This is a genomic window from Elusimicrobiota bacterium, assembly GCA_016721625.1.
GTDB lineage: Bacteria > Elusimicrobiota > Elusimicrobia > FEN-1173 > FEN-1173 > JADKHR01.
Genome location: JADKHR010000001.1, coordinates 1,959,149 through 1,971,144 on the forward strand (window position 1 = coordinate 1,959,149; position 11,996 = coordinate 1,971,144).

Below are 11,996 nucleotides of genomic sequence, written 5' to 3' on the forward strand. Positions count from 1 at the left end.
CCGCGTCCGGATCGTCGCGGTAGAGTTCATGCAATCCTTCGCCGACATTTTCAAGATCCCGGAACTCCGCAAACGGGTGTTCTTTACGTTGGGGATCCTAACCATCTACCGGGTCGGCGTGGCGATCCCGATCCCGGGGATCGATGCGGCCGCTCTGCAAACGCTCTTTAAAGCCCAAGCCAACAACTTCCTCGGGTTCCTGGATATGTTTTCCGGCGGGGCCATGAGCCGGATGTCGATCTTCGCCATGGGGGTCATGCCCTACATCAACTCGTCGATCATCATGAGTTTGCTCCAAGGCGCGCACGTCATTCCCTACCTGGACCGGTTGGCGAAAGAGGGGGAAAGCGGTCGGCGTCAACTGAACAAGATCACCCGCTATTTCACGTTGCTTCTGGCGATCATTCAATCGTTCGGGTTGACGACGTTGATCACCAAAATTCGTATCGGCCAGGACATTGCGGTCGTGCGGGAACCCGGCGCCCTTTTCGTTTTCACCACGGTTCTCACGCTCACCGCGGGCACTATTTTCATCATGTGGCTGGGCGAACAAATCACCGAACTGGGAATCGGCAACGGCATCTCGCTCATGATTTTTACGGGGATCGTGGAAGGTCTTCCCAGCGCGATTAACCAGATGCGGCGCATGGTGTTTGAACTTCAAGAAACGTCGCTTCTGACGGCCTTGGGGCTCCTGGCGTTGGTGGTGGTCGTCGTGGGGCTCGTGGTGTGGGTGGCGACCGCCCAACGAAAAATTCCGGTCCAGTACGCCCGGCGCATGGTGGGGCGGAAAATGTACGGCGGGGCGAGCACGTTCCTACCGCTCAAAGTCGACCAGTCCGGCGTGATCGCGGTCATCTTCGCGGTGTCGCTTCTGTCGGTCCCGGTCACCTTCGCCAGCTTCAATCCCGACGGGGAGTGGTCGAAAAAAATTCTCGGCCTTTGGAACACGCGGGCGGTGTGGTACGAAGTGGTCTACGCCTCGCTCATTATTTTCTTTTGTTATTTTTACAATTCCGTGCAGTTTAACCCCATGGACTTGGCGGACAATTTGAAGAAGTGGGGCGGGTTCATCCCGGGGATTCGGCCCGGCGAGCCCACGGCCCAATTCATCAACACGGTCCTGGCCCGGATTACGCTGGGGGGGGCGCTGTTCGTGGCGGCGCTGGCCATTTTACCGGACATCCTTCACCGGGTGTTGAACACGCCGTTTTATTTCGGCGGAACGTCGATTTTGATCGTGGTGGGCGTGGCGCTGGACACGGTGGGTCAGTTGGAGTCGCACCTCATCATGCGCCACTACGAAGGGTTTTCGAAAACCGGCCGGGTGAAAGGCCGTTGGTTCAACGTGGGGTCGGCGAGTTAGCCGATCTCCAGGAGGAAACGCCATGAACATCGTTTTGTTGGGAGCGCCGGGGGCGGGCAAAGGGACGCAGGCCAAGTTTCTCGCTCAGCATTACCGCGCGCCCCACATTTCCACCGGAGACATCTTCCGGGCGGAAATGGCAAAGGCCAGCGAGTTGGGACTGCGGGTCAATGAATGCGTCAGTTCGGGGCGGTTGGTTCCCGACGATTTGGTCATGGACGTGATGACGGCGCGGCTGGGCGAGCCGGACTGCCAAAAAGGGTTTTTTCTGGACGGGTTTCCTCGCACGGTGGCCCAGGCGGAAGCTCTCGACGGGTTCTTGGAAAAATCCAAGCGGCCTTTGGAGAAAGTCCTCTATTTGAATTTGACGGAAGCGGAAGTCGTGGGCCGGCTCTCCAGTCGGCGGCAATGTTCCAAGTGCGGCAAGGTCTATAACTTAGCGAGCCAGCCGCCCATGCTAAAAGACGTGTGCGACGTGGAAGGCGCTCCGCTCTCCCACCGGGACGACGACCGGCCGGAGACGATTGAAAAGCGACTGCGGGTTTTTAACGATCTCACGGAACCGCTCATTTCGTATTATCACGGTTTGGGCCTATTGGAGACCATCGCGGCGGGGCGACCCGTGGCGGAAGTTCGGGGCGCGATCGCGGCGGTGTTGGACGCGCTTCCGCGGGGGGAATGACCAGCCCTCGGAAAATCGAGCTCAAGTCCCCGGCGGACTTGGAGCGAATGCGGCGAGCGGGACGGCTGGCCGGGCAGGTGTTGGCGGAAGTGGGGCGGGCGGTGAAGCCCGGCGTATCGACAAAAGATTTGGACCGATTGGCCGAAAAGTTTATCCGGGCGGCCGGCGGGGTTCCGACTTTTCTAGGGTACCTGGGCTACCCGGCATCGATTTGCGCGTCGATCAACGAAGAAGTGGTTCACGGCATTCCCAACGCCAAACGGATTTTGCGCGAAGGCGATGTGGTGGGGATCGACGTGGGAGCCACGTTGGAAGGGTTTGTGGGCGACACGGCGGCGACGTTTCCGGTGGGGCGGATCAGCGCGGAAAATGAAACTCTGCTGAACACCACCCGGGAAGCTTTGGAGCGGGGGATCGCCGCGACCCGCGTGGGGAACCGGCTGGGCGACGTGTCCAGCGCGATCCAAGCGGTGGCCGAAGCGCAAGGGTATGGGGTGGTTCGAGATTTCGTGGGGCACGGCATCGGGCGGAACATGCACGAAGAACCCTCGGTGCCCAATTACGGGACGCCGGGAACGGGGATCCGGTTGGACGTGGGGTTGGTGATCGCGCTGGAACCCATGGTGAACGCGGGAACCTGGAAAGTGCGGAAGCTGAACGATGGGTGGACGGTGGTCACGGAAGACGGGCGGGTGTCGGCCCATTTCGAACACACGGTGGCCGTCACCGAGGCGGGTCCGGAGATTCTGACCCGGGTGTACGGAGCGGAAGGTTAAGGGGACGAATGACGAAAGAAGATAAAATTGAGGTGGAGGGCCGGGTTCTCGAGTCTCTCCCGAACGCGATGTTCCGGTTGGAGATCGACGGGGGCCATAAAGTGTTGGCCCATATTTCCGGAAAAATGCGCATGCATTACATCAAGATTTTGCCGGGGGACAAGGTGAAGGTGGAACTGTCGCCCTACGACCTGACCCGGGGCCGCATCACCTATCGGGAAAAGTGACCCTGGCGCTGGGCGCCGGCGGGAAAATTTAGAACAGTCGAAACGAGGTCTCTATGAAAGTTCGCGCATCGGTCAAACCCATTTGCAGCAAGTGCCGCGTTCAACGCCGGCACCGAAAGCTTTATGTTCTTTGCTCGAATCCCCGGCACAAACAGCGCCAGGGATGAAACGATTGTTAAAAAACTAAGGAGTCACTATGGCTCGCGTCTCGGGGATCGATCTCCCAAAACATAAACGCGTGGACGTCGCGTTGCGATATCTCTACGGCATCGGCCCGTCCCGCTCTGTCCAGATTCTTGAAGTCACGGGGGTCCAGCCCGCCACTCGCGTGAAGGATCTCACCGAGGCCGAGGTTTCCAAGATCAACACGGAAATCGCAAAGAATTTCAAAGTGGAAGGCGACTTGCGGCGGGAAATTTCGGCCAACGTGCGCCGCCTGATCGAAATCGGAGCTTACCGCGGATCCCGCCACCGGCGGAACTTGCCGGCGCGTGGGCAACGCACGAAATCCAACGCCCGCACCCGGCGGGGACGGCGGCGGACCGTCGGTTCGGCCAAGCCCGGCACGGGCGCCGCGCCGGCCGCGGCCCCGGGCAAATAGGCCGAGCGATGGACCCATTGAACGAGAGAGCGAAGGAGCGAAGGATTTATGGCTGATCAACCCGACATGAAAAAAGAAGGCGCGAAAGGGACGCCGGACGCCAAAACCGGAGCGGCAAAACCCGCCGCCCGGCCGTCCGGTGGACCGGCGCCCAAAACGAAAAAGAAGATCTGGCGGGACATCGCCAACGCGCGCGTGTACATCCAGTCGTCGTTCAACAACACCATCGTCAGCATCACCGACGAGCGGGGCAACGTGATGGTGTGGGCCACGGCGGGGAGCGCGGGGTTCAAGGGCACAAAGAAAGGAACGCCGTTTGCCGCGCAAGTGACCGCCGACAACGCCGCCAAGAAGGCGATTACCCTAGGCGTCAAGACTGTTTCGGTTTTCGTGAAAGGTCCGGGCTCGGGGCGGGAAACCGCGATCCGCGCGCTCCAAGGCGCGGGGCTGGTGGTCACCTCGATCAAAGACGTGACGCCCATCCCGCACGACGGATGCCGTCCGCCGAAGGCGCGAAGAGTTTAGAAGTCGTTGATGGGCGGCGTTTGGTTTTCGATTTGAAAACGAAAACCCGCCCGTTCGAAGTCAAAAGTTTATAACGGAGGTTTTGTGGCTCGATACACAGGTCCAGTGTGCAAGCTGTGCCGGCGCGAAGGCGTGAAGCTCTTTTTGAAGGGCGACCGTTGCTACGCCAAATGCCCCATTGATAAGGAAGGCGCCGCGGTTCCTCCCGGCCAGCACGCGCGTCGGCGCGCCGGGAAACCGACGGAATACGGCAAACGCCTTCGGGAAAAGCAGAAAGCCCGGCGCATGTCCGGGGTGTTGGAACGACAGTTCCGACGGATGTTCGCGGTGGCGGCCCACGAAAAAGGGAACACCGGGGAGAACCTGCTCCGGCTTCTGGAAACGCGGCTCGATAACGTGGTTCGCCGCCTCGGGTTCTCGACCTCGCCCCGCGCGGCCCGTCAGTTGGTTTTCCACGGAAACATACGGGTGAACGGCCAATTGGTGGACATCCCGTCCTACCAGGTTCAACCCGGCGAGTTGGTGTCGGTGGCGGACGGCTTGAAGGGAAACCTTTTCGTGAAACGCTCGCTTCAAGCGGCGTCCCAGCGGGGCCTGCCGGCGTGGCTGGAGTGGGACGGAAGCATCGCCCGCGCCATCAAGGGGTCGGTGGACGACATCAGCCTGGACGGCGTCACGCTGGCCGGTAAAATGAAGGCCTGGCCAACGCGCGCGGAAATGTCCTACCCGGTGAACGAACAGTTCATCGTCGAGCTTTACAGCAAGTAAACCAGAGGGGCGAGAACCGGCGGAAAGGGAAGGTTCCGACTCTCCCGGTCCTCAGCACTCCGAGCTGGATTTTTAAGGAGGTTTTTCTGATATGACGAATCTTGGATTGGTGTTGCCCCAGAAGCTGGAGATCGACCCCGCTTCGACGGAAACCTACGGGAAGTTCATCGCCGAGCCTTTTGAAAAGGGGTACGGCCACACCGTGGGCCATTCGCTCCGTCGGATCCTGCTGTCTTCCCTGGACGGGGCGGCCGTCACGGCCGTCCGCATCAAGGGCGCCCCGCACGAGTTCTCCAGCCTGAAGGGCGTGCAAGAAGACGTGATCACCTTGATTCAAAACCTCAAACAGCTCCGTTTCCGGCTCCATACGCCGGGGCCCGAAGTGCTGACCTTGAAAAAGAAAGGCGGGGAAGCGAAAGGCAAGAACGTGGAAACCACCGCCTCGGTGGAGCTCCTGAACCCCGAGCATATCATCGCTCACTTGGACGCGGGCGGCGAGTTGGAACTCGAACTGGAAGTGAGCCGCGGCCGCGGATTCGTGACCGCCGATAAGTTGAAACGGGAAGGCCAGCCCGTGAACACGATCCCGGTGGACGCGCTGTTCGCCCCGGTGTCGAAGGTTCATTACGAGGTGGAATACGCGCGCGTGGGCCAAGTGACGGATTACGACAAACTGATCTTGGAAGTCTGGACCGACGGATCCATCACCTCCCAGGACGCCGTGGCCCAGGCCTCGGTCATTCTGAAGAATTCCGTCAGCGTCTTCGCTCCGGTCGAAGAGGCCGCTCCGGCGCCGGTTCCTTCGGCGGAAGAAAAGCCGGGCGTGATCCTTCCGGAACCCACCGGCAAGCTGAAAGACATGGTGGGGCAAGCGGTGGATATGATTGAATTGACGGTGCGCGCCTCCAACTGTTTGAAGGCCGCCAAAATCAAAACCATCGGCGAGCTCGTGTCCAAAACGGAAGAGGAATTGCTGGCGTTTAAGAACTTCGGCAAAAAATCCCTGGAAGAAATCAAGGACCGCTTGAAAGAGCTGGGGCTTGAGCTCGGCATGCTGTCGCCCGTTTCCGCCGGGGGGTCGAAGTGAACACCCATTCCGGTCGGAAACTTTCCCGGCCCACGGGGGCGCGGATCTCGCTCCTTCGGAACTTGACCGTCAGCCTGTTTCGCCATGAACAAATCAAGACCACGGTCCCCAAGGCCAAGGAACTGTCGCGGTACGCGGACGGGGTGTTGGCGCTGGCCAAGGCGAAAACCTTGGAGAAACGCCGACGCGTGGCCGCGGAAGTGAATGACAAAGACGTGCGAAAAAAAATCTATGATGTGTTGGTGCCGCGCTACCAGTCGCGGGCGGGCGGGTGCACGCGCATCCATCGCCTGGGGAACCGGGCGGGCGACAACGCCGAGATGGCGCTGATTCGATTGGTCCAGTAGCGGAAGGGGGGTTGGCCACGCGTGTTTGATTACATCTTCAGCCTTTTTTCGAACGACATGGGGATTGACCTGGGCACGGCCAATACCTTGGTCTACGTCAAGGGGCAGGGCATCGTCCTGAAGGAACCCTCCGTGGTGGCCATCAACCGGGACACCCGAGAACCCGTGGCTTTCGGTTTGGAGGCCAAACGGATGCTGGGGAAAACGCCGGCCAACATATACGCCGTGCGGCCCTTGCGAAACGGCGTGATTGCGGATTTCGATGTGACGCAGGAAATGATCAAGTATTTTATCCGGAAGGTGCATAATCGCCGTAGCCTGCTTCACCCCCGCGTCGTCATCGGGATTCCTTCGGGGATCACCGAGGTCGAACGCCGGGCGGTGAAAGAGGCGGCGGAACAGGCGGGGGCGCGCCCGCCTGTGTATCTGATTGAGGAACCCAAGGCGGCGGCCATCGGCGCCGGAATGCCCATTTCGGAACCCACCGGCAACATGATCGTGGACATCGGCGGCGGTACGACCGAAGTGGCCGTGATATCTTTGGGGGGAATGGTGGTCTCGAAGTCTCTCGATGTGGCGGGAGACGAGATGGACGAGGCCGTCATGCAATATTTTCGACGGAAGTACAATCTGCTCATCGGCGAAACAACGGCGGAAGACGTCAAGATTAAAATCGGCAGCGCCTTCCCCCAAGTCGATGAACAGAGTTTGGAGGTGAAGGGACGGGACCAAGTGTCCGGGCTTCCCAAGACGATTTCCATTACGTCGGAAGAAGTCCGCCAGGCCCTCTCGGAACCTCTGAAACTCATCGTGGACGTGGTCAAGGCGACGCTCGAAGAGACGCCGGCGGAACTGTCGGCGGATCTCGTGGACCGGGGAATCGTTCTCGCGGGGGGCGGAAGCCTCCTGCGCGGCATCCCGGAACTCCTGTCGCGGGAGACGGAATTGCCCGTCACCCGCGCCGCCGAACCTTTGACCTGCGTCGTGATGGGTTGCGGCCGCTACATGGAGGAGCTCGACAACATCAAGCGCTCCCGCGGCCGCCCGTCTTACTGATTCGCCCTTCCTCACCGCTCCCTTCCGGAACCGCGCCCGCTTGCGGGCGCAGGGAGATCTCTTTTGTTTCAGCGGCATAGAACGGCGGTACTCTTCGGCCTCTATACCCTCCTCAGCCTGGGCCTTCTGGCCGGGTCGGCGGATCGGGTCGTCCAATCCCTTAAACACACCTTTTATTACCTTTGGTCCCCCGTCGCGACCGTTGTGGTCGGGCAGATGGACCAGTGGGGGGTGGTGGGAAGCCGCCTGGCCGCGCTGATCCGCGCGGACCAGCGGGCCCGGCATTTTGAATCCCGTTGGATCCAGGAACGCCTGGACGCCAAACGCCTGATGACCTTGGAAGATGAAAACCGCCGTTTGGCCGACCTGCTGGGGTTCACGCCGCGCCCTCGGTTTCGGGCCACCGCGGCGCGGGTGTGGGCCCGGGACCCCGCGGACTGGTTCCACACGCTTCTGGTGGAGCCGGGCGCTCCCGGCGTGGCCGAGGGCGACGCCGTCATCACCGTTCAAGACGGGCGGGCCGTGGTGGTGGGCCAAGTGCGGGAACTCCTTCCGGACGGAAAAGCGCGGGTTTTGCTTCTCACCGACTCTTTCTCGGCTTTGTCCGCCCACGTGGTCCGCACCGGCGAACAGGGGTTGGTGGAAGGCCGCGGCACCGGGCGCCTCTTTTTAAACTATTTGTTTTCCGATTCAACGATCCAACCCGGCGACGAGGTGGCGACTTCGGGCCTGGGCGAGGTTTATCCTGCCAATATCTCCGTGGGCTGGGTCTCCGACGTGCTGGATGCGGCGGGAGCCAGTTCCAAACGCGCCGCGGTGATTCCTTTCGCTCGGTTGGGTTACGTGCGCGAAGTGCTGATCCTGACCCGCACCGCCGGACCCGCCGCCGTGGAGAACCCTGTCCCATGAAACGGCGCATTTTATTTTTCGTTCTGACGGCGATCCTGGGCTGGTCGTTCCAGCTGGTTTTCCTCTATTGGGCGCCGCCCGCCCTCCCGACCCCCCATTGGCTTCTTTTGGTGGTTCTGGCTCTCGGGGCCCGGGGGCGGGTCCACCTAGCCATGGGGCTTGGTTTTCTCTGGGGGTTGGCCCTGGACGCCCATGGGATAACCGCTTTTGGGGTTCAGGGTTGGCTTCTGGCCCTGGCGGGTTACGCTTCCGGAACCCTGTCCAAAAATCTGAACGCCAACGAGTTGGTGACCCAGGAATCTCTTGCGGTGGGTGGGACACTTCTTTTATGGGCCGGGGTGTGGGGGTTGTCGCGGTTTTTCCAACCGGCCCTGGTGGGCCATCCCGGCGTGGGCCTGGCCCTGGGCCAAGTGGTTTTAAACGCGCTGACCGCTCCCGCGGTTTTTTGGGCCACCGAGGTTTGGATCGGGCACTCGGTTCCCCGGTCCGAAACGCCCCATGCTTAATCAGGAAAGCACGCCGTTCACAACCCGGGACGACCGGCGCCTTTTTATTCTCTCTTCCCTAGCCACGGCGGCGTTCGTCACTCTGGTGTTCCGGCTCTTCTATCTCCAAGTTGTTTGCGGTTCGGACATGGCCCGCCGGGCCGAAATGAACAGCACTCAAATCCTTCCGCTCCTGGCCCCGCGGGGTCTCGTTTACGCCCGGGACGGCGCGGGGGAAGAAGTCCTTTTGGACAACGCCCCGCGGTTTTCCCTTTTCTACGCCCACAACCCCAAGGGCAGCGTCCCGCTGGAAAAAATGGAAAAAGAACTGGCGAGCCGACTGCCCCACGCCGGAGCGGCGCTGATTCGGAAAATGGGGGAAGCCCGGAAGTCCGGAAAGATGACGCGGATCCTGACCAACATCCCGCGGGAGACCGCCCTGGCGCTCATGGAACGGCGGATCTTCCTGCCCGGTGTGAACGTTTTAGTCGAACCCCAACGCCGGGCGCGTTACGGCCAGCTGGCCTGCCATCTCTTGGGCTACGCGGGGGAGGTGGACGAAGGGGAACTTCGGCGCGCTCGGGATCAGGCCCTCCGTCCCGGCCAATGGGTCGGCAAAAACGGACTCGAAAAAATGTACGACCCTGATCTGCGCGGCACCGACGGAGGCCTGCAGTTCGAAATGGACGCCGCCGGCCGCCACGTCCAGGTGGTTCGCCGAATTCCGTCGGTTCCAGGAGCCGACATCCATCTCACGCTGGACCGACGGCTCCAATCCGTGGCCGAGGCCGGGTTGGGGGGATCTTCCACGGGGCGGGGGGCCGCCGTGGCGCTGGATCCCCGCACGGGGGCCGTGCTCGCCTTCGCCAGCGCGCCGGGCTACGATCCATCCCAAAATCTGGGCGATTACCTGGGGGATCCGGACCTGCCATTTTTTAATCGCGCGCTCCAGGGCATCTATCCGCCCGGCTCGATCTTCAAGATCGTGACGGCGGCCGCCGTCCTGAAAGACACCACGTGGAACACCCGGCAAAGCATTCTCTGCACGGGTTCCTACGATCTGGGCACAAAAAAGTTCGGTTGCTGGAAACGCCACGGGGTTCTGGATTTTTTCGGGGCCGTGGCCTGGTCCTGCAACGTTTACTTCTACAACCTGGGCCGGACGGCGGGGCCCGATTCCATTGAAACCTACGCCAAAGCGTTTGGATTCGGTGAAAAGTCCGGACTGGATTTGCCTGGAGAGTCTCCCGGCCTCGTGCCGGGCCGGGACTGGAAAAGGCGCATCCAAAAGCAAGGGTGGTATGAAGGGGACACGTTGAATTTCTGCATCGGGCAAGGGGCCATGACGGCGACGCCGCTCCAGGCGGCTGTTCTGCTGGCGGCCATCGCCAACGGCGGAACGGTGTGGCGGCCCTACGCGGTTTCCCACGCGGTGGGGCCGGACAAGAAAATCCTTTATCGGCGAGAGCCCGAGGCCCGCCGCCGGGTTGTTTTGGACGAACGCGTATGGTCTATTCTGCACCGGGCGCTGGAGGGCGTGGTCACCCAGGGGTCGGGCCGGGGCGTCTATCGGCCGGACCTGGTGATCGGGGCCAAAACCGGAACGGCGCAAAACCCCCATGGGGAGGACCACTCATGGTTCTCGGCTTACGCGGGTCGGCCGGGGGAACCGGCGGGGTTGGCGTTGGCCGTATTCGTCGAAAACGGCGGCCAGGGCTCGGTGGCGGCGGGCCCGATTGCCAAAGCGATGATCGAGGCTTATTACCCGAGGCCGACCCCGTGAGAGTCGAAATCGTTCCGCGTTTTTTTCGCGCGGGGGAAACCACGGGCGGGCTCCGGGTGTTGGCCCGGCTGGATTGGAGCCTTCTGGCGTCGGTGATCGCGCTTTCCACCATGGGCCTGCTTTTTATTTTTTCCGCCACGATCCAGGGAGGCCACGCCTCGGCCTATTTGTCCCGCCAGGGGTTGGGCCTGGGGGTCGGGTTCCTGGCCATGTCGGTATTGGCCCTGATCCCCTACCAAGTGTTTCAGACGTACGCCAAAGGCGTATACCTCGCGAGTTTATTTCTCTTAGTGTTCACTCTCGTGGTGGGGACGCGGTTGAGGGGAAGCCGGTCCTGGATCGATTTGGGCGGCATCTATTTTCAACCCGTGGAAGTCACGCGGCTCGCCCTGGCGGTGGCGCTGGCCGCTTATGTGGACGCCCGAAGCCGGGACGTCCGCCACTGGGACGGGGCCATCCCCCCCATGCTCTTGGCGGCGGTTCATTTCGGGTTGGTGCTTCTTCAGCCGGACCTTTCCAGCACGCTGGTGATGGGGCCCATGACGTTGGCGGTCCTGTTCGCCGCGGGGGCTCCTTTGGGTTTGTTGGTGGCCACGCTGGCTTGCGCCGGTCTGGCGCTGGGCATTCCGCTCACCGGGACCTATTTTTCCATCGTTGGAGATCGTTGGGCCGACAGCCGGGCCATGACCTGGATCGCGCGGGCGTTCCAGGAGCCCGGGCCTCTTTTGCTGATGTGGTCCGGGGTTTCGGCGGCGGTGGTTTTCGGCTGGTGGTTCCTGCGGAAGTGGCGGGTCCATTTGTCGGGTTTCGTTTTGGCTGTTTCCTTGGGGGTGATCGCCGCGGGCGTGGCGGGATCGTTCGTGGTGGACCGCGCGCTCAAACCCTACCAGCGAAAACGCCTCATCGCTTTCGTGGATGCCGCCGTGGATCCGTTGGGGGCGGGGTACAATATTCTGCAGTCGGAAATCGCCGTGGGGTCCGGGCGATTGATCGGCAAGGGGTATCTCTCGGGAAGCCAGACTCAGCTGGGTTTCTTGCCGGAGAAACACACGGACTTTATTTTTTCCTTGGTGGGGGAGGAGACGGGTTTCGCCGGAGCGCTTTTTCTTTTGGCGATCTATTTCTGGGTGGCCTGGCGCGCTTTCGACATTGCCTTCACCGCCCGGGACCATTTCGGGCGGTACCTGGCGTCGGCGCTGGGCGCCTTTTTCGCTTTTTCAGGGCTCGTCAATATCGGCATGGCCATGGGGCTCATGCCCGTGACGGGGGTACCCCTGCCCTTTCTCTCGTACGGGGGATCGGGCCTGGTGGGGTCCTTCATGGCCATCGGGTTGTTGTTGTCCATCCATTTGCGTCGTTACATTTTGTAAACATTGAAAGGGAG

Annotated in this window: 15 protein-coding genes; all 15 read left to right on the plus strand. The window is 61.5% G+C overall.

Going from position 1 to position 11,996, the window contains the following annotated elements; genetic code table 11:
* Positions 1-28 precede the first annotated feature (28 nt).
* The 15 genes from secY to rodA all read left to right on the plus strand — a co-directional run bounded on the left by secY (position 29) and on the right by rodA (position 11,982).
* Positions 29-1,366 carry a preprotein translocase subunit SecY gene (secY, locus tag IPP35_08510; GenBank protein ID MBL0059133.1) on the plus strand — a complete coding sequence of 446 codons (1,338 nt, stop codon included), beginning with the start codon at positions 29-31 and terminating at the stop codon, positions 1,364-1,366.
* Between the two features lie 22 nt (positions 1,367-1,388).
* Entirely contained in the window at positions 1,389-2,048 is a 660-nt protein-coding gene (locus IPP35_08515; GenBank protein MBL0059134.1) for an adenylate kinase, read from the plus strand.
* Complete coding sequence (gene map, locus IPP35_08520) at positions 2,045-2,824, plus strand: type I methionyl aminopeptidase (protein ID MBL0059135.1); 780 nt, start codon at positions 2,045-2,047, stop codon at positions 2,822-2,824. Before IPP35_08515 ends, map begins: the two co-directional genes overlap by 4 nt.
* A gap of 8 nt (positions 2,825-2,832) precedes the next feature.
* Complete coding sequence (gene infA / locus IPP35_08525) at positions 2,833-3,051, plus strand: translation initiation factor IF-1 (GenBank protein MBL0059136.1); 219 nt, start codon at positions 2,833-2,835, stop codon at positions 3,049-3,051.
* A 53-nt stretch (positions 3,052-3,104) separates the two neighbouring features.
* The gene (gene rpmJ, locus IPP35_08530; GenBank protein ID MBL0059137.1) at positions 3,105-3,218 is read left to right on the plus strand and encodes a 50S ribosomal protein L36; all 114 of its coding nucleotides are present in this window, start codon (positions 3,105-3,107) and stop codon (positions 3,216-3,218) included.
* Between the two features lie 29 nt (positions 3,219-3,247).
* On the plus strand, positions 3,248-3,652 hold the full coding sequence (gene rpsM, locus IPP35_08535; protein ID MBL0059138.1) for a 30S ribosomal protein S13: 405 nt from the start codon (positions 3,248-3,250) through the stop codon (positions 3,650-3,652).
* 66 nt (positions 3,653-3,718) lie between these two features.
* Positions 3,719-4,177: a 30S ribosomal protein S11 gene (rpsK, locus tag IPP35_08540; protein MBL0059139.1), complete on the plus strand. Its 459-nt coding sequence runs from the start codon at positions 3,719-3,721 to the stop codon at positions 4,175-4,177.
* An 84-nt stretch (positions 4,178-4,261) separates the two neighbouring features.
* Positions 4,262-4,945 carry a 30S ribosomal protein S4 gene (gene rpsD, locus IPP35_08545; protein ID MBL0059140.1) on the plus strand — a complete coding sequence of 228 codons (684 nt, stop codon included), beginning with the start codon at positions 4,262-4,264 and terminating at the stop codon, positions 4,943-4,945.
* Positions 4,946-5,036: 91 nt separating this feature from the next.
* Positions 5,037-6,032 (plus strand): DNA-directed RNA polymerase subunit alpha, encoded by a 996-nt coding sequence (locus IPP35_08550; GenBank protein ID MBL0059141.1) that lies wholly within the window; start codon positions 5,037-5,039, stop codon positions 6,030-6,032.
* Positions 6,029-6,379 carry a 50S ribosomal protein L17 gene (gene rplQ / locus IPP35_08555; GenBank protein MBL0059142.1) on the plus strand — a complete coding sequence of 117 codons (351 nt, stop codon included), beginning with the start codon at positions 6,029-6,031 and terminating at the stop codon, positions 6,377-6,379. The genes IPP35_08550 and rplQ overlap by 4 nt, the downstream gene beginning before the upstream one ends.
* 33 nt (positions 6,380-6,412) lie before the next feature.
* Entirely contained in the window at positions 6,413-7,435 is a 1,023-nt protein-coding gene (locus IPP35_08560; GenBank protein ID MBL0059143.1) for a rod shape-determining protein, read from the plus strand.
* A gap of 63 nt (positions 7,436-7,498) precedes the next feature.
* Complete coding sequence (locus tag IPP35_08565) at positions 7,499-8,344, plus strand: rod shape-determining protein MreC (GenBank protein MBL0059144.1); 846 nt, start codon at positions 7,499-7,501, stop codon at positions 8,342-8,344.
* Entirely contained in the window at positions 8,341-8,850 is a 510-nt protein-coding gene (gene mreD, locus IPP35_08570) for a rod shape-determining protein MreD (GenBank protein ID MBL0059145.1), read from the plus strand. Before IPP35_08565 ends, mreD begins: the two co-directional genes overlap by 4 nt.
* The gene (gene mrdA, locus IPP35_08575; protein MBL0059146.1) at positions 8,843-10,612 is read left to right on the plus strand and encodes a penicillin-binding protein 2; all 1,770 of its coding nucleotides are present in this window, start codon (positions 8,843-8,845) and stop codon (positions 10,610-10,612) included. Before mreD ends, mrdA begins: the two co-directional genes overlap by 8 nt.
* Positions 10,609-11,982: a rod shape-determining protein RodA gene (gene rodA / locus IPP35_08580; protein ID MBL0059147.1), complete on the plus strand. Its 1,374-nt coding sequence runs from the start codon at positions 10,609-10,611 to the stop codon at positions 11,980-11,982. Before mrdA ends, rodA begins: the two co-directional genes overlap by 4 nt.
* The last annotated feature ends 14 nt before the right edge of the window (positions 11,983-11,996 follow it).